Here is an 18127-nt window from a genome sequence, read left to right on the forward strand (position 1 = left end):
AAGTATTGATTTTGGTCCTAAATGGACTCCGAATACTGGGGGTACTGTCATTTCTTTATATATTTTTGCATTTTTTATTTCTTCTTTTAGCAATTCTTTTATTATTTTTATTTCTTCAAAGCTTGCTCCGCCGCCTATTGCTAGACCGTATTCTTTTTTATCTTTTATTTTTTCTTTATGATTTTTGCTATTTCTTGGAATGATTTTTTTCTTCCTATAACTTTTTTTGCTATTTTTATTTCTCCGTCTTTCATTGTAAAAATCGGTGTGAAATTTATAAGATTTGCAACTTTTCCTATTGATTTTGGTAATCTACCTCCTTTTACAAGGTAGTCAAGACTTTCTGCTCTTACGTATATATTTGCTTTTTCTACATCTTTTATTGCTCTTTTATAAATTTCTTCGTATTTTTTTCCTTTTATAGCTGATTTTGCTGCTTTTGTTGCTATAAAATATAGGGGTAGTGATGCTATTTTTGTATCTATTATATCGATTGTTACATTTTTATTTTCTATATGATCTTTTGCTAAATTCATCATATTATTCATTCCTGAAAGATGGGATGATATTGAAAAACATAGGATTTTATTGTAGCCTTCTTCTATATATTTTTCTAGAATTTCCACAAATTCTCCTACTCCTGGTATTGATGTGCTAACTTTTTCTTCTGTGTTTTTTAATTTTTCAAAAAATTCTTCGCTTTCTAAATCTATTTGGTCCGTGTAGCTTGTATCTCCAAAATGTATTTTGAATGGGACTATGCCTATGTTATATTTTTTTGCTTCTTCCAGGTTAATCGAGTTTCCTGAATCTACTATTATTTTTATTTTCTCCATTTTATCCTCTTCTAATTATTTTTTCTCAAAAAAATAGCCTCAAAACAAAAAGTTTTGAGGCCTTATGTCTTTTTTTATAAGTAATATTTTTTTACTACGTTTAATTGGTCATCTAATTCGTAAACTAATGGTTGTCCTGTTGGGATTTCTAAATCCATTATGTCATCATCTGAAATTTTTTCTAAATGTTTTGCCATAGCTCTTAAAGAATTTCCGTGTGCTGCTACTAAAACTGTTTTTCCATCGATTAAATCTTTTGCTATATTGTCTATATAGAATGGAAGACATCTTTCTAGTGTTACTTTTAAATTTTCTGCAACTGGAATTATATCTTTTGGATATTCTTTAAATCTATCTTCGCTTGCTTGTGCATTTGCTTCTTCGTCTGTTAAAGCTGGTGGAAGTGTATCGTATGATCTTCTCCAAATATGAACTTGTTCATCTCCATATTTTTCTGCTGTTTCTTTTTTGTTTAATCCTTGTAATGCTCCATAGTGACGTTCGTTTAATCTCCAAGATTTTACAACTGGCACATACAATTGGTCAGAGTATTCAAGGGCAAAGTTACAAGTTTTGATTGCTCTTTTTAAAATTGATGTATAAGCTATATCAAATTTTATTCCAGCATCTTTTATTTTTCTTCCAGCATCTTTTGCTTCTTCTACTCCCTTGTCTGATAAATTTACATCTACCCAACCTGTAAATTTATTGGCAAGATTCCATTCGCTTTGTCCATGTCTTACGAAAACTAATTTTTTTGTCATTATCTTCTCCTCATTTTTTCCTTTTTTTCAAGCTGTTTTTGCTTGGCTTTCATTGACTCATTCTTTTCTTCATCAATATTGTCAATCCATGTTAGGGCGTTTGCTGTTCCTTTTATTACACATTCTCTTGGATCTTGGGCAATTTTTACATCAATTTGAAGTCTTTCATTGATTCTTTTTGCAAGTCCCAAGGTTAATGCTCCGCCACCTGTTAAAAATATACCTCTTTCATACAAATCTGCAGCTAATTCTGGAGGTGTTTGCTCTAATACATTTTTTACTCCATTTATTATTTTATCAATTGATGGGAGTAAGCAAGAATAAATTTCTCCAACTGGAAGATAGATTCTTGATGGAAGTCCATCTTCTATAAGTCGTCCTACAACTTCGATTGAATCTGTATAGTCTGCTTCTTGAGCTTTTATTTTTATCATTTCTGCACTTGATTCGCCAATAAGCATCCTATATCTGTTTCTTATATGATCTTTTATATCATTGTCGAAAGTATCTCCAGAAATTTCTATAGAATCGCTTGTTACGATTTGTCCCATAGAAACTACTGCAATGTCTGAAGTTCCTCCTCCAATATCTATAACCATATTCCCTTTTTCATCTGTTATATCTATATCTGCACCAATCGCTGCTGCGAGAGGTTCATCTATCAAATAAACTCTATGAGCTCCTGCGTTTTCTGCTGCTTGAAGAACTGCTCTTTTTTCAATCTGAGTTGCCTTGCTTGGAACACAAATCAATAAATCAGGTTTAAATAAAGATTTATTCAAGGATTTTTTCAAAAAATATTTAAGCATTTCTTCTGTTGCATTAAAATCTGCAATTACTCCGTCTTTTAAAGGCTTTAATGCAATTACATTTCCAGGAGTTCTTCCCAAAATTTTTTTTGCATCCTTTCCAACTGAAAGAATTTTTCCTGTGAGTGTATCTTTTGCTATAACTGAAGGTTCTTCTAAGCAAATCCCCTTATCTTCAACGTAAACAAGGACTGAGGCTGTTCCCAAATCTATTGCCACACTTTTTCTTAACCTTGACATGGCCTCTCCTATTTATTTTTTAATTTATCAACTTGGTCTAATTTTTCCCAAGTAAAATCTTCATCATTTCTTCCAAAGTGTCCGTAAGCTGCGGTTTTTTTGAAAATTGGTCTTTGTAAATCTAATTTATCAATTATTGCTTGAGGTCTAAAATCAAAAACTTCTTTTACAATTTCTGTAAGTTTTTCATCTTCATATTTTCCAGTTCCAAAACTATCTACATAAATTGATAGAGGTTTTGCAACTCCAATTGCATAAGCAACACCAATTTCACATTTTTTGCAAAGACCTGCTGCAACCATATTTTTTGCTGCATATCTTGCCATATAAGCTGCTGATCTGTCAACTTTTGTTGCATCTTTTCCAGAAAATGCTCCGCCACCAGATTTTGAATATCCACCGTAAGCGTCAACGATTATTTTTCTTCCTGTAAGTCCAGAATCTCCTTTTGGTCCACCAATTACAAATTTTCCTGTTGGATTTATATAGAATTTTGTAGCATCGTCGATGTATTTTGGATCAATAACTTCTTTGATTACTTTTTCTATTACATCTTTTTTGATTTGTTCAAGGCTTACTTCTTCTGAATGTTGAGTTGAAATTACTATAGAATCTACTCTTTTTAATATGTCATCATCATATTCTACTGTAACTTGGCTTTTGCCATCAGGTCTTAAATAATCAAGAATTCCTTCTTTTCTAACTTGAGCAAGTCTTTTAGAAAGTTTTTGTGCATAAACAACTGACAATGGAAGATATTCTTCTGTTTCATCATCTGCATAACCAAAAACCATTCCTTGATCGCCCGCTCCAATTTTGTCGTATTTGTCATTTGTAGATTTAAAATCCATTGAATCATTTACGCCTTGAGCAATGTCAGGAGATTGTTCTATAAGTGATGTAAGAACTGCTACGTTTTGATAATCAAATCCTAATTTTGGATCATCATATCCTATTTCTTTGATTGTATCTCTTGCTATATTTTCTATTGGCGCATAAGCATTTGTCGAAATTTCTCCAACAACCAAGACAAGACCTGTTGTTGTTACACATTCACAAGCTACTCTCGAATTTTTATCTTGCTTTAAACATTCATCTAAAATCGCATCAGAAATTTGGTCGCAGACTTTATCTGGATGTCCTTCTGTTACTGATTCTGAAGTAATTAATTTTTTCATATTAAGTCCTTTCTTTTAAGGATAATTATACCTTAAATTATTTTGAATTGTTATATTTTAATCAATTTTTTCTAACAAAACTACAGCTCTTGCCTCAATTCCTTCTCCACGTCCTGTAAAAGATAATTTTTCTGAGGTTGATGCCTTGATTGATACATTTTCTATATCAGTTTTTAAATGTTTTGCCAATTTTTTTTGAATCTCTTCTCTTTTCGGAGAAATTTTTGGCATTTCACAAATTATAACTGTATCTAAATTTCCAATTTTGTAAGATTTTTCTTCCATTAATTTTACAACCCTATCAAGAAGTTTTATTGAGTAAATATCTTTAAATTCATCATCAGTGTCTGGAAATAAATTTCCAATATCTGGAAGATTTAAGGCTCCCAAAATCGCATCCATTATGGCATGAACCAAAACATCTGCATCTGAGTGGCCCAAAAGTCCTTTTTCATATTGAAACTCAACTCCACCCAAAATTAATTTTCTATTTTCAACTAATTTGTGAACGTCATATCCTATTCCGATTCTCATACTAATCCTCTAAAAACGCCTTGGCAAATATCAAATCTTCTGGTGTAGTCATTTTTATATTTGAATATTCGCCTTCAACTACTTTTATTTTTTCATCACTATATATTTCAAAAAGCTGGCTATCATCTGTTATTGTAAAATTACTTTGTGTATATTTTTCGTAAAAATCCAAAATCATTTCCTTATCAAAGGCTTGAGGAGTTTGAACATTGTAAACTTCTTTTCTAAGTGGTGTAGTTTTTACCAAAGAATTTTCATCTACAATTTTTACCGTATCTTTTGATTTTACCGCACTTATTACAGCCTTATAGTATTTTAAATTTTCTAGCACTTTTTCAAATAATTCTTTACTTGCAAAAGGTCTTACCCCATCATGGGTTAAGACCAATTTTGAATTTTTATCTACAGCTTTTAAGCCTTCATAAGTTGAAAGTTCTCTTGTTTCTTTCCCAAAAACATAGGAAATTTTCTTGTCATATTTTTTTAAAATATCCTTCAAATAATTTTCATCATCTTTTCTAATTACTACAATTATTTGGTCAATTTGGTCAAGTTTTACAATGGTATCAAGGCTAATTTCTAGAATTTTTCTGCCCATAATTTCTATGTATGGTTTTGCCTTGTCAGATTTCATCCTTAATCCATTACCTGCTGCTGTAATTACCGCTGAAATTTTTTTGCCGTCTATCATATTATTCCTTTGCTCTTACAAATATCATTTTTCCAGCCGATGTTTGTAAAACACTGGTTACTGTTGTATTTATTTTCTTTCCAATTAAATCTTTTCCATCTTCAACTACAACCATTGTTCCATCTTCAAGATAACCTACTCCTTGATTTCTAGATTTTCCTTCTTTGATAACTTCAATTTCCATTATCTCTCCAGGCAAAACCTTGGTTTTCATTGCATTTGCCAAATCATTTATATTTAAAACTGTAATTCCTTGAACATCTGCAACCTTATTTAAATTGTAGTCATTTGTAAAAATTTTTGCTCCTGTATCTTGGGCAAATTTCAAAAGCTTTGAATCTACTTCTTTTATATCTGGATAATCTTTTGAAGTGATTTCAAGATTTATGTCTTTATTTTTTTTGATTTCTTTTACAACATCAAGCCCACGTCTACCTCTTTCTCTTTTTAAATCGTCGGGACTATCGGCTATGTGTTGAAGTTCTTCTAGGACAAATTCTGGAATTATTAATTTTCCTTCAATGAAATTAATCTTTATAATATCCAAAATTCTTCCATCAATTAAAACTGATGTGTCAATTAATTTTAAGGATGTATCCTTTGAAATTTCTTTTTTATTTTCTCTTCTATTTGATATTTTTACATTTTTTACTTTTTGGAATGTTTGAGGATACTTGTCAGGATATTTTGATGCAATTCTCCAACCCAAAAGTCCAAAGCCCAAATAAATAATAATAGATAATAGCACAAAAATTGAATTACCAACTACTGGTAAAGACAAAGAGCTTAATGGTTTGGTTGCAAGAAAGGCTAAAATTAAACCTACAATTACCCCGCTTATTCCAACTGCCACACTAAGTGGCGGTAAATCTTCTAAGTATTTTTCTAACTTCATAAATACATCTTCCATCATTTTGTAAATAAAACCTGATAGAAAATAAAATATGCCTGCAAATAATAAAGCCACTAAAACATTTACTGCAATGAAAAAAACAGAACTACCTATTGTAAAATCCACAACAGATAGTACCAATTTTAATACAGATATGCCTAGAATAGCTCCAATTACAGAAAACATAATTCGAAATATTCTATTTAACATTATCTTCTCCTAATTTTTTATAATCCGATTGATTCATCAATCATTTTTTCTGCCTCATCTCTTTCGAGAGAGCCTGACATGACTAATTCGCTAGCCATAATTCTTCTTGCCCTATTTAAAAGCTTTTTTTCCGTTGTTGAAAGTCCCTTATCATCGTCTAAGGCAACAAGGTCTCTTACCATATTTGCAATTTTGAAAATATCTCCAGTTTTTAAAATTTCTTGATTTTCTCTATATCTTAGATTCCAATTAGAATTTAAATCTTTAGGATCTTGTTCAAGAATTGCAAGTATTTCTTCTCCTTCTTTTTTGGATATAACATCTCTAATATTCATTTTGTTGATATTCGCTTTTGGAATTGATATATCCATGTTACCTATAGGCATTTTGAGTATAAAATATTCTTTTTCCTCGCCTAAAAACTCTTTGGTTTCTACAGAATCAATTATCCCAGCTCCATGCATAGGATAAACTATTTTATCACCGATTTTAAACATTTTGACCTCCTAGGTTCTCTCTTTTATTATAACCTTTTTTGCCAAAATAGTAAAATCAAATAATTTTACAGTATACTACCACTATATTCTTTTGTCAATACTTTTTTTCCTATTCGAAATCAACTCCTTACTATCTTTTGAAAAGCCCGTTCTCATTTTTACAGCTCTGTTTAAAACTTTTACTTCACTTTTTTTATAAGAGCCTCCAAAATCGCCGTCCAAAGTCCAATCAATTTTTTCTTCGCTTTCAACTTTAAAAACAGAACCAGACCTAAAAATCACATTATCATTTTCTTTTTTGCTCCTAAGCCCATCGATAATTTGATTTAGTTCTATTAATCCTTTTGGTTTTTTAATTAAAACAGCTTCAAAAATTCCATCATCAAGACCAATATTTTTATTGTAAAAATTATTAAAGCCTCCAACCGAAACAGAATTTGTTGCCATAAAATGAATAAATTCTCCTTCAAAAATTTCTTCATCAATTTTTATTTTTGCCTTATAAGATTTTAAATTTGAAACAGTTTTTACTCCCTCCAAAATATAAGCAAATCGTCCAAAAATATTTTTCATTGATTGGTCAGTTTCGTAAGAAACTTGGGCAATTGAACCAAAGGCTGCAACGTAGGTAAAAAATTTAGAATTAAATTGCCCTACATCCACATCCATAACTTCGCCTTTTATAGCATATTTGCTAGATTTTTTTATGTCAGAAGGAATTTTTAATGACCTTGAAAAATCATTTGTTGAACCTGTTGGAATGTATCCGATTATAGAATTTGCATCAGCTTTTAAAACACCAGAAACAACTTCATCCAAGGTTCCGTCACCACCGCTTACCAAAATCTCATCATATTCTTTGGCAAATTCTTTTACTTTTTCTCTCGCATCATCCGCTCTTTGCGTTGCATAAACCGTCGGAAAATAAGAATTTTTGCTAAAATATTCAACAATTGAGCTTAAATAATTTCCTATAGTTCTTTGCCCGCTCATCGGATTATATATATATAATAACTTTTTCATTTTATCCCTCAAATTTGTAAATAATATATTTATATTTTACTTACATTTGCTAAGTTTTAAAGTATTAGCTAATTTTAATTCCAATTTATCAACTAACATGATATACTTAAAATTGTTATTATATAAAATATAACAGAAAAAAAGGAGTAAAATATGGAGAAAAATAATACAAGATTTATAGTCGAAGGAGGAGTGTCAATCGCCCTTTCTTTTGTACTTTCTTTTGTAGTTTTGTTTAAAATGCCTCTAGGAGGTTCAGTAACTCTTGCATCTAGACTTCCAATTATAATTTTTGCAATAAGGTGGGGAGCTAAAAAAGGACTTTTGGCTGCAGGAATTTTGGGATTGTTGAATATGGTTTTTGGAGGATATGTAATTCATCCAGCCCAAGCAATTCTTGATTATATTCTTTCATTTTCAGCAATTGCCCTTGCAGGTCTATCATTTAGCAAAAATAAAAGCAAATATTCATACATTCCATCAATAATAATTTCATATTTAGTAAGTGGAGCTTTTAATGTGATTAGTGCTTTTATATTCTTTAACGACATGGCGACAGCAAAAGCAGCTGGCTTTAACAACTTTACCCTCTATGCTTTTGCATATAATTATTCTTTCTTAGCAGCTGATGCTTTTATTTTAATAATTGTATTTTTGCTTATTTTTGATAGGGTAAAAAATTTTTTAGATAAACAAAATTAGAAATAATAATTCAAAAAGACCATCTTCCGATGGTCTTTTATTTTGAAGATGATTCTACAATTTCTAGATTTCCTTTAAAAGAATAGGATTTGGCATAATTTGTTATTATAAAAAAATCTCCTTTTTTTATTGGATATGTTTCATCATCTATTATAATTTCCCCACGCCCATTTATTATGCTTTGTAAAATATATGGCTCTTTTCTTTCAAACGAAATTTCTTTTTCTACATTTATTTTTTTTACTGTAAAATACTCATTATCATACAAAATCTCCGTATTTTTTTCTAAATTTTCGTGGATTTTTTCTGTGTCTAGGCACTTTAAGGCTTTTTTTGATTTTTCTAGGTGCAAAGCTCTTTTATTTCCATTTTTATCAACTCTATCGTAATCGTAAAGTCTGTAAGTTATATCTGATGCTTGTTGGATTTCCAAAATCAAAGAATCTTTTTTTATGGCGTGAACCATGCCAGCTGGCACTTTAAAAAAATCTCCTTTTTTTGAATTTTCTTCTTTTAATAAATCTTCCCATTTTTCCTTATCTATTACGTCAATGGCTTCTTTTTTGTTTTTTGTTTTTAATCCATAGATTATTTGGGCTTGATTTTCATTTAAAATATACCAACACTCACTTTTGCCGTAGGAATTTTCTTTTTTTGCCATTTCATCATCTGGATGGACTTGGATTGATAGGTCATCATTCGCATCTATTAATTTTATCAAAAGAGGAAAATTTTCTTTTTGTTCATTTCCAAAAAGTTCTTTGTGATTTTGGTATAAAACATCTAAATTTTTTCCCCTATATTTTCCCTTTAAAATTTTTGATGGAAATTCTTTCATAGCAGAAATCGCCCAATATTCTCCTATATTTTCTGATTCAAATTGGTAGGGAAATTCTTTTTTAAGTCTTTCTCCTCCCCAAATTTTTTCTACAAATTTCCCTTCTAAAAATAATATTTTTTCCATAAGTCACCTCCTTTTTATTATACTAAGAAAAAATAAAGCCCAAGGATAAAGCTTGGGCTTATTCTTATGCTACTGTCAATTTATTTTTGTGGAAGAAGTTTGTAAGATAGATTTGAACTGCTGATACTACTATGTTTAAAATACTACCTAGTCCCATTATCCTCGTCAATTCTTCTACACTTTCTACATTACTTAAATAGAAACCGTTTTGTATTTGACTTGAACTTTTTGATACATTTACTGAGAATGTTTCTAAAAATTTAACACCAAACGTTAGTCCTAAAATCGAAATTATTATTGTTATCAAAATAAAGACTAAAACTGGTCCAAATTTTCCCAAATCTTTAAAAGTTTTGCTTGAGCCTATGCTGATTGAGGCTAAAATTCTTGTAAAAGTTGCAAGTAGGGAAATTAAAACTGTAATTATAAAGATAATTATAGTTTTTGTTGGAAATTGGCCTAAGACAGTTTTTATTTGCCTAAATATCAGACTTATATCTTCTCCCCTTGCTCCAGTTGTAATGAAAAAGAATCCAAAAAATTCTAGCAAAAATACAAGGCCTGCAAGTAAGGCAAGGATCATTATGTTTAAAATCCTTGATGTGGTTACATCTTTATCTTTTACAGGAAGGACATCATAAAAGGCAGCTTGATCTCCATAAAATTTCTTGTAGTCATTTAATATTACAATTATCATAGAAATTGCAAAGGATGAATACATAACAAGCATCGAAAGAACTGTTATAAAATCCAAAAACGCTGAATCAAAATATAAATTTATGTAATTTAATACAACTGACAAAATTAAAGGAATTACCATCCAAGGAATTATGTCCCTAATATTTTCTTTTAATTGGTGTTTTAATAATTTAGCCATTGAAAACCTCCTCAAAGTATTCTTCAACTCCCATCTTGTGATTTTGTCTTAAATCATCAATATTTTCTTCCAAAATAATTTTTCCATCAGAAATAAATACAACCTTATCCAAAAGTCTTTCGATTTGACTAATCAAATGAGTTGAAATAATCATAAGACCTTCCGAATCAAAATTATCAATTATTACATCCATAATTTTTCTCCTACTTGCAGGATCAATCCCACTCATTGGCTCATCCAAAAGATATAAATCGGACTTTCTTGAAAGAGAAAGAGCAATTTGCACCTTGTCTTTCATACCCTTTGACATATTTTTTATCTTCATTTTCATATCAAGTTTAAAATCTCTAATTATTTTTTCAAATTTTTCCTTGGAAAAATCTTCAAAAAATTCGTCATATAAATTTGAAATTTGAATCAAATTATATGATTTGTCCAAAGGAAGATGGTCTGGTTGGTAGGATACAAATGATTTTGTAAGATAGTCTGGATTTTCTCCACTAATTTTAACCTCGCCCTTATAATTTTTTTCAAGACCTGCAAGAATTCTAAGCAAAGTTGTTTTTCCCGATCCATTAGGTCCCAAAAGCCCAACAATTTCTCCTTTTTTAAAATATAAATTTAGCTTATCTAAAACAAGTTTATTTTTGTATGCAATAGATAAATTTTTAATCTCTAACATTAGTCCACCTCCCAAAATTTATCAAGACCATCAAGAGCATCTTCTTTTGAAATTTTTAAATTTTTTGCATTGTTAATAAAATCTTCACAAATTATTTCAAAAGCATTTTTTGACAAAGATTTTATCAAATCCCTATCATCAGTTACAAATCTTCCACTAGTTCTTTGGCTTTTGCAAAGCCCATCTCGTTCAAGTTCAGCCAAAGCTCTTTGGACAGTATTTGGATTTACTTCATAATCCTTGGCAAGATTTCTAACAGAATCAATTTTATCGCCAGCTTTCCACTCGCCACTTGAAATTTTCGACTTAAAATCTTCTAAAATTTGAAGATAAATGGGTCTATCATTATCAAATTCCATTTATTCCTCCTTTTTTTCTATCGCTTGCCCAACAACCAAACCAATCAACATTCCAATCGGAAGAAAAGTTCCAATATTATCGTACAAAGAACCAAAAATTATACCAAAACTCATTCCGATAGTCATACCTTCTGCCAAATAATTTTGCTTGTTTTTATGATTTTGATTTTTTCCTTTAATTTTTTCGCTTTTTTCAAGTTTTTTTATAATAAATACAAACAAAAAACCCAAAAGCCCCATAGGCAAAATTATTTTTAAAATATTCATTCACTTTCCTTTTTGTATTTTTGTATTATTGTATCGCTCTCTTAATACAATAATATTATATCCCCGATTTTTATTTTTGTAAAGTTTTTTTTAATTTTTAAAATTAAAAAATAAAATACACTAAACGCCTAATTTAAAAGCTTTTGCTAATTATTTTTTAAAATTTTATTTTGTTTTTTAAAAATTTTCAAAATATTTACTCAAATTTTACAAAAATTTTTACATTTCCTAATAAATATAATTTAATATCTAAATTGAAAGAAAATTTGAAAATAATCCCTCAAAATTTACGCTCTTTTCCAATAATTTCATTTTTTCTTTTACAAATATTTGTTGGTAATTGCCTCAAAAATTTTTAGCCTAAAAAGGCTAAATTTTTTAAACAAATATACTAAACTAAATAAGTGATTTTAAAACCTATTTTTCAAAATCTCCAAACAAAAAAGGCCCTAGGATTTCTCCTAAGACCTTTTTGTTTTGTTTTCAATTTTATCTAATGCTTACTCTACCAAAAGCTGATTTTATATCCAAATCCAAATCTGATTCCTCTGGATTAGTTGAAACTTGGTAGCCATCTTTTGTTTGCAATTTATTTTTAAATTTATCCGCAATTGAATAAGATGATGATTTAATCAAAGCTTTTATATTTTTATTAAATTCATTTGTATCAATTACAACTGATCCAAATTGTGTTCCTATATTAACTTCTTTTGCATCGACAATTTTAAAAATTTTAATTGAACCAGCTTTTGATGAAAGATCTACATTTTCCATATTTAAGCCATCAATTCTTATAGAACCATTTACAAGATCTACATTTGCATTTTCTCCAGAAATATTTGAAAGATAAACTGATCCATTTACATTAGAAACTTCAAGATTTCCATTTGTATTTCTAATTTCGATTTTTCCATTAGTATTTTTCAAATCAATATTCCCAGCAGAATTTATAATAGTAAATCTTGCATTAGTTGATTCAATATTATTTTCCTTAAAATCAACATCGCAAAGTTCAACTTGACCATTTACAATATTTATATCAAGACTATCATAAATATTTTTGCCCAAATATAATTTTACATTCGCACTTGCATCCAAAGACTTATAATTTTCATTTACACTTACAATTAATTTATCCTCAACAACTTCAATATTTAAATAATCATTTACTTGGTCTTCTTTGTTTTTGAAATAAACTTTCTCATCAACCATAATATGATTTTCTTGAGCTCTTTCAATATCCAAAGAACCATTTATAAGATCAATTTCAATAGCATTAACATCATCATCAATTTTTGTTTGATTTTCAGTTTTTTGAGAATTTATATGGTAAATATTAGGAATATTTACACTATCAAGATCAATATCAAAATCAAAATTTGAAATAGTTTCACTTGTCTTTTTCATAATTTTTTCAAAAGAAGTTGATAATTTATCAACAAAACTTTCCTCATTATTTTTAGACTTGTCTTTGCCAACTGCCTCCAAAAGATCGCTAGCTTGTTCAACTGTAATCTTTCCTTCTTTTAACATATCTAAAATCATTTTCTTTTCTTCATTCATCTTTAAGCTCCTTTAAAAGTTCACTTGCTTGGTCAGGAGTAATCTCTCCGCTGTTGACCATATTCAAAATATCTATTCTAGATTCTTGTTTATTTATTTTTCCACCAAGTTTTTTTACAATCTTGTCAATTCTATTTCTAACAGTCGGGTAAGAAATTCCCAAACTCTCTCCAACATCTTTTATACTGCCACGCTTTTGCAAAAAAAGCTCAATAAATTCCAAATCCTCAATATCAAGTCTTTGAAATTTACCCATTTCAAATTCTCCACTAACTTCAGTAAAACATGAATTACATTTATAAGAAGTGATAACCAAGTCACCACCACAATTAGGACATTTATTAATCAAAACCCGCCTCCTTTATAAAATAAGTATACCACCATTTTAATTTTTGTAAAGTTGGTTTTTAATTTTTTTAATATTTTAATAGCATATATTAATTAATTTAATATTTTGTTTTAATTAAATCGTTTCAAAAATTAATTTTCAAATTTTTCAAAAAAAAAAAGACAAAAGATAAAACTTTTGTCTCAAACTATTAAAAAAAATATAAAACTATAACTAATAAACAAGTTACCATTTCTCTTATTTATAATTTATCATGCTTTAAAGTAAATTTTTTGCCCAGTAACTTTTCAAGCTTCTTAGGATCCAAATAATTGTATTTACTACAAGTGCTAGATTGAAAGTGAAATTTAATAATACTACTATCCCATAAATTTCTTGATTTTTTATGAATTTGAATGGATTTAAATATGAAATTAGGGAAAAAATCAAAAATACTCCTATCCATTTTATTGAAGTTTTTAAATTTTCTTTGTAATCTGGGAAAATAAAATGTCTATTTTTGTATCTTTTTATAAAATTATCTCTTTTTTGTTTGTAATTTTTTCTATCATCTCTCTCATTTTTTATAAGGGCTGAATAATAAAAAATCATATCGTCGTAGGTTGATGTGAATTTTTTAAGGTTTTCGCATTCTTCTTTTGAATAGGAGATGTCTATTATTTGTTTTGTTATATTTGCTTTTGATTTGTATGAAATTTTTTCATTTCTTAATTTTTTTAATTTTTTTATATTTTTTTCGTTTTCGATTTCTTTTTTCGTTTTATCTTCGTATTTTTTTGTATTTTTTCTAATTAGAAAATAAAAACTTAATAATATTAAAAAAACTAAAATTTGTCCTAAAAAAATTAACATAAAATTACTTACATCAAGGCTTGTCACAAATAGCATAACAAAACTTGGCAGTAAAATAATCAAAAGGACATAGTTTATTTAGTTGTATTTTAGTGACATTGTTAATAAAATATAAAAATTAATGTTTTTATAAATAAATTTAGGGTATTTTTTAATATAATTATAAACATTAAAATTTTAAGGAGGTTTATATGAAAATAAGAGATTTATATCATTTTTTACATTAGTTATTGTGTTAATAGGGCTTATATTCGCACCTAAAAAATCTACATACGCAACATCGAGTGATTTAATTACAGATGAAAATACAGATTTATTAGAAGTTGAATTATATACTGAAACAAAAGATATTTTTCCAAAAGACATTTTTGAAGAAGTTTTTAATGAAGATGATTTAGAATTTTTAAGAAAAAATTATAACGCTAAAACAAATTATTTGGGAAATAACGTTGAAATTGAAATTAAAACTAAAATGAAACCCTCTACTGAAAATGGTCTAATATTATATTCTGATAATAAACCAATCCAAGTTAAATCTAATGGAACTATAGTTGTTAATAAGAATATAGAAAATATATCTAAAATAAAAACTTCAAATGATAATCATATACATGCTTATAACAAGATTAATGAATATGATTTAACTTCTTTTAATGAATCTAAAATTAAAAAAATAAGTAATTCTAATAAAGCAGAAGCTGTATTTACAGCTAGTTCTGGAAATTTATTAGCAGTAATGGACGAAAAGGAAGAAAATTATCCCAAAAAAGATGGTGTTAGCGCAAGAATGGCTCATAAAGGTTACGGAGATAAATATTACCCTGGAGATTGGGTCCATTGCAATAGATTTAATGGTCAACTTACAGATGATGTACATTATAACTGGAGGACAGGGTCATCTGCTGAAAAAGCTAAAGCTGTAAAGAATTTTTATTCTAGTGATTGCCACGTAGCATTAGTTCAAGCAGGAAGTGGTTGCACAAGCAAGGGTTCATGTCAATGTCGTACCACACAAAGAGCAGCTTACTGTTCTGGATTTACTAAAGATAAAAACTCTGGAAAAAAATGTAGTTATACTTATCATAAACATTCTGGATTAGTTGTTCCAAGATAATAAAAGAGCGGAGTCCCGCTCTTTTATTATCTAAAAATCATTTTGTTCAATGTTTTTTATATCTATTGATATATCTTTTTTATTGTCATTTTTTATAAACATGTCTAATAAAGTAATTGAATTTTTATTATTAGAATTTAATTCGAAAATGCCATAGAATGCCTCTTCATAATAAATATAATTATTTTCTTCATAAATTGAATGCTTAATATATCCTCCATTTAACATTTTAAAAGCAACTACAGTAAATTTATCTTTATTAGGAAAAGAAGAAGTACTTTCTTTATTTATTCTTTTTGAATTTTTTAATAACTTTAGAAATCTATTTATATCCTTCTTTTTATAAATAGTATTTTTTTCGACTCCTTTATCATCAACAACATTAATAAGAGTTATGTTAATAATATTATCTACTTTTGGAATCTTTACATTTTTTTCATCATATTTATTTTTTATATTTAAACCAAAAAGAATAAAAATAGGAATAATTATAAAATATATTTTTTTATTTATTTTCATAAATTAATTTACTCCTTTCATATAGACATTATAACATCACACAAAATAAATTTAAATTTTTTAATAGATACATGATTTAAAATTATTATAATACGAAACTGTGTAAAATTTTGTGTATAAAACCCTCCTGATTAGAGTAAAGAAAAACTAATCAGGAGGGTTTTTATGCCAAGAAAAAGACCAGAAACCAGAAGAAGAAAAATATCAAAAATGTTAATTGAAGAATATAAGCCTCAAAGTGCACAAGATATATAAGAAGCTTTAAAAGACCTTCTAGGCAATACAATGGAAGCACTTTTAAAAGCAGAATTAGATGAACATTTAGACTATACTTCAATATAAAAAGTACTATACCATTGACAGAAGAAGATAAAGAAAAGATTAAAGAAGAAAAAATAAAAAGAAAAAAAAGAAGAAGAATTAGAAAAAAAAAGAGCAAAAAAGACAAGAAGGAATTTGGAAAACCTCTTGGCAATGGCTTAAAGAGGATAATCGTAAAATTGTAGAAAATTCTGTGCCAGAAGAAAGATATAACTGGATTTACGATGAAGCTTCAGACAGCTTTGAAGAAGCTAGCAAGGCTTTTTATTACTATAGTCAGTATGACACTATACCAGTAAGTAAAGAAGAATATGAAGAGCTTAAAGGTCAGTATATAACTAAGTTTGGTGGCTGGGAAAAGATAGATTTAAAACATACAGAATACAATGGTAAAAAATGGTACTAATATTAAGAGACAAGACTTTATGACCTGAACTCGTAAACACGGAATAACTTAATAATAATATTTTAAACGGGATGTAATCTGTAATTAACAGGGGACATTCCGTTTAATTTTTCTTTATCCTCTCTTCGTTATACCATTTGATATATGATTCTATTTCTTTTCTTAATTTAATTTTAAATTTTTTTGCGTATTTTGAAATGAAAAACCCCTCCATCCGTATTCCGGATTTTGGGGTTTAGGTCATTATTATTGTCTTTTTCTTTATTTTCTATATAAAGTTTTACTTAAATTTGAAAATTAAAGATGTATCCCTTATCCAAATCACTGTTATAAATATATAAGGTGCTGTGACCTTTTTTATCGATATTTTCTTGGTAGAAGTAAACAGTATTACTATCTTTTTCTAGTTCGGATATCGAATTTGACAAGACGCCATAATCTTCTATTTCAGATTTATAACTTTCCATCATTTGTTTGAACCCTTTCGATTTTATATAATAATCATCATCTATTTTTTTCCGGTTATCTTGCTTTCCCTTAGAATTAATTAGGTATATATCGAAGTAATCATCTCCAAAAGCTCTTTCAGATTTAAATATCCTCTTTGCGTATTGGATATCCTCCACGCTAGATTTTAGATTGAAAAATATTAGGCATACTACAAATACTACAAGTATTAAAAGTGGTATATATTTTTTTCTCTTAATCATCTTTTATTTCTGCATTTCTATGCTAACATTTATAGGTGTCAATACTTCCATTTTTTGATTTAAATACCCCCAGTTATTGACTAGTGTGGAAAACGTATTTTGATAATCTGTATTAAGAGCAAAATCAAATGTATCTGAAATATATAATTTATTAGTTTTACTATTATGGTATTTGAAAGCATGGATTGCATAGTATAAATCTTCACTATCACTTGTAGTAAAGTTGTCACTTCCAGATCCAGACTGTATTCTTTTATAAACATTTGTTCCTTTGATAGCTTTAGAAAAAGGACCATTCTGTTCATAGTAATCAATACCGTCAACAGAATATATTACGAGAGTGCCAGCCAATGGATACCCACTATTTATAGCTATTTGTGCCGCTGCTTTCCATGCTATTTTTAAAGAATCTTTTACATTATTAGAAGCGTACGTTGATATACCATTATCATTATCTGCAACATAATTAATAACTTCATTTAATTGATCGTTAGTCATTCTAGTTAAAGAATCAGTCATTTTTAGATTGTCTTCAACAGTTTTAACATCTAATACATCAATAGGTTTATCAAAACGTTTTTCAGAAATATAGGAATAATTATCTTCCGTTCCATCATTAAGATTATCAGCTTTTACATTCTTGAATGGAGATAAGATTAAAATTGTAGACATAGTTATAAAAGTTATATTTTTTAGAAATTTATTCATTGGTTCCTCCTTTTATTCGATTTATACAACCTTTTCAATAATATTTGTACCCGACTTATT

Annotated in this window: 24 protein-coding genes; 4 read left to right on the plus strand and 20 right to left on the minus strand. The window is 28.3% G+C overall.

The window, feature by feature from the left end; all coding sequences use genetic code 11:
• Nucleotides 1–164: 164 nt before the first annotated feature.
• The 9 genes from HGAG_RS11005 to HGAG_RS09745 all read right to left on the minus strand — a co-directional run bounded on the left by HGAG_RS11005 (nt 165) and on the right by HGAG_RS09745 (nt 7674).
• Nucleotides 165–836: a DegV family protein gene (locus HGAG_RS11005; RefSeq protein ID WP_019118960.1), complete on the minus strand. Its 672-nt coding sequence runs from the start codon at nt 834–836 to the stop codon at nt 165–167.
• Between the two features lie 74 nt (nt 837–910).
• Nucleotides 911–1600, minus strand: coding sequence for a 2,3-diphosphoglycerate-dependent phosphoglycerate mutase (gpmA, locus tag HGAG_RS09710; RefSeq protein WP_019118961.1), 690 nt, complete (start codon nt 1598–1600; stop codon nt 911–913).
• Entirely contained in the window at nt 1600–2649 is a 1050-nt protein-coding gene (mreB, locus tag HGAG_RS09715; RefSeq protein WP_019118962.1) for a rod shape-determining protein, read from the minus strand. Before mreB ends, gpmA begins: the two co-directional genes overlap by 1 nt.
• Nucleotides 2650–2657: 8 nt before the next feature.
• Nucleotides 2658–3827, minus strand: coding sequence for a methionine adenosyltransferase (metK, locus tag HGAG_RS09720; protein WP_019118963.1), 1170 nt, complete (start codon nt 3825–3827; stop codon nt 2658–2660).
• 57 nt (nt 3828–3884) lie between these two features.
• Nucleotides 3885–4361 (minus strand): 2-C-methyl-D-erythritol 2,4-cyclodiphosphate synthase, encoded by a 477-nt coding sequence (gene ispF / locus HGAG_RS09725; RefSeq protein ID WP_019118964.1) that lies wholly within the window; start codon nt 4359–4361, stop codon nt 3885–3887.
• 1 nt (nt 4362) lies between these two features.
• Entirely contained in the window at nt 4363–5052 is a 690-nt protein-coding gene (gene ispD / locus HGAG_RS09730; protein ID WP_019118965.1) for a 2-C-methyl-D-erythritol 4-phosphate cytidylyltransferase, read from the minus strand.
• 1 nt (nt 5053) lies between these two features.
• Nucleotides 5054–6154, minus strand: a complete 1101-nt coding sequence (locus HGAG_RS09735; protein ID WP_019118966.1) for a PIN/TRAM domain-containing protein — start codon at nt 6152–6154, stop codon at nt 5054–5056.
• Between the two features lie 17 nt (nt 6155–6171).
• The gene (locus HGAG_RS09740) at nt 6172–6651 is read right to left on the minus strand and encodes a CarD family transcriptional regulator (RefSeq protein ID WP_019118967.1); all 480 of its coding nucleotides are present in this window, start codon (nt 6649–6651) and stop codon (nt 6172–6174) included.
• An 81-nt stretch (nt 6652–6732) separates the two neighbouring features.
• Nucleotides 6733–7674 (minus strand): diacylglycerol/lipid kinase family protein, encoded by a 942-nt coding sequence (locus tag HGAG_RS09745; protein ID WP_019118968.1) that lies wholly within the window; start codon nt 7672–7674, stop codon nt 6733–6735.
• A 153-nt stretch (nt 7675–7827) separates the two neighbouring features.
• On the opposite strand from HGAG_RS09745, the gene HGAG_RS09750 reads away from it, so the two are divergent.
• Nucleotides 7828–8376, plus strand: a complete 549-nt coding sequence (locus HGAG_RS09750; protein ID WP_019118969.1) for an energy-coupled thiamine transporter ThiT — start codon at nt 7828–7830, stop codon at nt 8374–8376.
• A 37-nt stretch (nt 8377–8413) separates the two neighbouring features.
• Here the strand turns inward: HGAG_RS09750 and HGAG_RS09755 are convergent, their stop codons facing one another.
• From HGAG_RS09755 to HGAG_RS11010, 8 genes are all read right to left on the minus strand, one after another.
• Nucleotides 8414–9340, minus strand: coding sequence for a type I phosphomannose isomerase catalytic subunit (locus HGAG_RS09755; protein WP_019118970.1), 927 nt, complete (start codon nt 9338–9340; stop codon nt 8414–8416).
• 64 nt (nt 9341–9404) lie between these two features.
• Nucleotides 9405–10217, minus strand: a complete 813-nt coding sequence (locus tag HGAG_RS09760) for a hypothetical protein (protein WP_019118971.1) — start codon at nt 10215–10217, stop codon at nt 9405–9407.
• The gene (locus HGAG_RS09765; RefSeq protein ID WP_019118972.1) at nt 10210–10899 is read right to left on the minus strand and encodes an ABC transporter ATP-binding protein; all 690 of its coding nucleotides are present in this window, start codon (nt 10897–10899) and stop codon (nt 10210–10212) included. Before HGAG_RS09765 ends, HGAG_RS09760 begins: the two co-directional genes overlap by 8 nt.
• Nucleotides 10899–11258, minus strand: a complete 360-nt coding sequence (locus tag HGAG_RS09770; protein WP_019118973.1) for a GntR family transcriptional regulator — start codon at nt 11256–11258, stop codon at nt 10899–10901. The genes HGAG_RS09765 and HGAG_RS09770 overlap by 1 nt, the downstream gene beginning before the upstream one ends.
• Nucleotides 11259–11525 (minus strand): glycine zipper domain-containing protein, encoded by a 267-nt coding sequence (locus HGAG_RS09775; protein WP_019118974.1) that lies wholly within the window; start codon nt 11523–11525, stop codon nt 11259–11261. It abuts the gene before it with no gap.
• A 489-nt stretch (nt 11526–12014) separates the two neighbouring features.
• Nucleotides 12015–13088, minus strand: a complete 1074-nt coding sequence (locus tag HGAG_RS09780) for a DUF4097 family beta strand repeat-containing protein (RefSeq protein WP_019118975.1) — start codon at nt 13086–13088, stop codon at nt 12015–12017.
• Nucleotides 13081–13437: a DUF2089 domain-containing protein gene (locus HGAG_RS09785; protein ID WP_004839748.1), complete on the minus strand. Its 357-nt coding sequence runs from the start codon at nt 13435–13437 to the stop codon at nt 13081–13083. Before HGAG_RS09785 ends, HGAG_RS09780 begins: the two co-directional genes overlap by 8 nt.
• 258 nt (nt 13438–13695) lie before the next feature.
• Nucleotides 13696–14289, minus strand: coding sequence for a hypothetical protein (locus HGAG_RS11010; RefSeq protein ID WP_019118976.1), 594 nt, complete (start codon nt 14287–14289; stop codon nt 13696–13698).
• A 232-nt stretch (nt 14290–14521) separates the two neighbouring features.
• Between HGAG_RS11010 and HGAG_RS09795 the strand changes: the two genes are divergently transcribed.
• Complete coding sequence (locus tag HGAG_RS09795; RefSeq protein WP_019118977.1) at nt 14522–15403, plus strand: hypothetical protein; 882 nt, start codon at nt 14522–14524, stop codon at nt 15401–15403.
• 30 nt (nt 15404–15433) lie between these two features.
• On the opposite strand, the gene HGAG_RS09800 is transcribed toward HGAG_RS09795, so the two are convergent.
• Complete coding sequence (locus HGAG_RS09800; protein WP_019118978.1) at nt 15434–15922, minus strand: DUF5301 domain-containing protein; 489 nt, start codon at nt 15920–15922, stop codon at nt 15434–15436.
• A gap of 356 nt (nt 15923–16278) precedes the next feature.
• Between HGAG_RS09800 and HGAG_RS11515 the strand changes: the two genes are divergently transcribed.
• Both HGAG_RS11515 and HGAG_RS09815 read left to right on the plus strand, forming a co-directional pair.
• On the plus strand, nt 16279–16428 hold the full coding sequence (locus tag HGAG_RS11515) for a hypothetical protein (RefSeq protein WP_019118980.1): 150 nt from the start codon (nt 16279–16281) through the stop codon (nt 16426–16428).
• A gap of 8 nt (nt 16429–16436) precedes the next feature.
• Nucleotides 16437–16649 (plus strand): hypothetical protein, encoded by a 213-nt coding sequence (locus HGAG_RS09815; protein ID WP_019118981.1) that lies wholly within the window; start codon nt 16437–16439, stop codon nt 16647–16649.
• Between the two features lie 284 nt (nt 16650–16933).
• Here HGAG_RS09815 and HGAG_RS09820 read toward each other — a convergent pair whose 3' ends face one another.
• Both HGAG_RS09820 and HGAG_RS09825 read right to left on the minus strand, forming a co-directional pair.
• Nucleotides 16934–17359, minus strand: coding sequence for a hypothetical protein (locus HGAG_RS09820; protein ID WP_019118982.1), 426 nt, complete (start codon nt 17357–17359; stop codon nt 16934–16936).
• 3 nt (nt 17360–17362) lie between these two features.
• Complete coding sequence (locus HGAG_RS09825) at nt 17363–18067, minus strand: hypothetical protein (protein WP_019118983.1); 705 nt, start codon at nt 18065–18067, stop codon at nt 17363–17365.
• Nucleotides 18068–18127 lie beyond the last annotated feature (60 nt).

It is taken from the genome of Anaerococcus obesiensis ph10 (genome assembly GCF_000311745.1).
GTDB classification, from domain to species: Bacteria; Bacillota; Clostridia; order Tissierellales; family Peptoniphilaceae; genus Anaerococcus; species Anaerococcus vaginalis.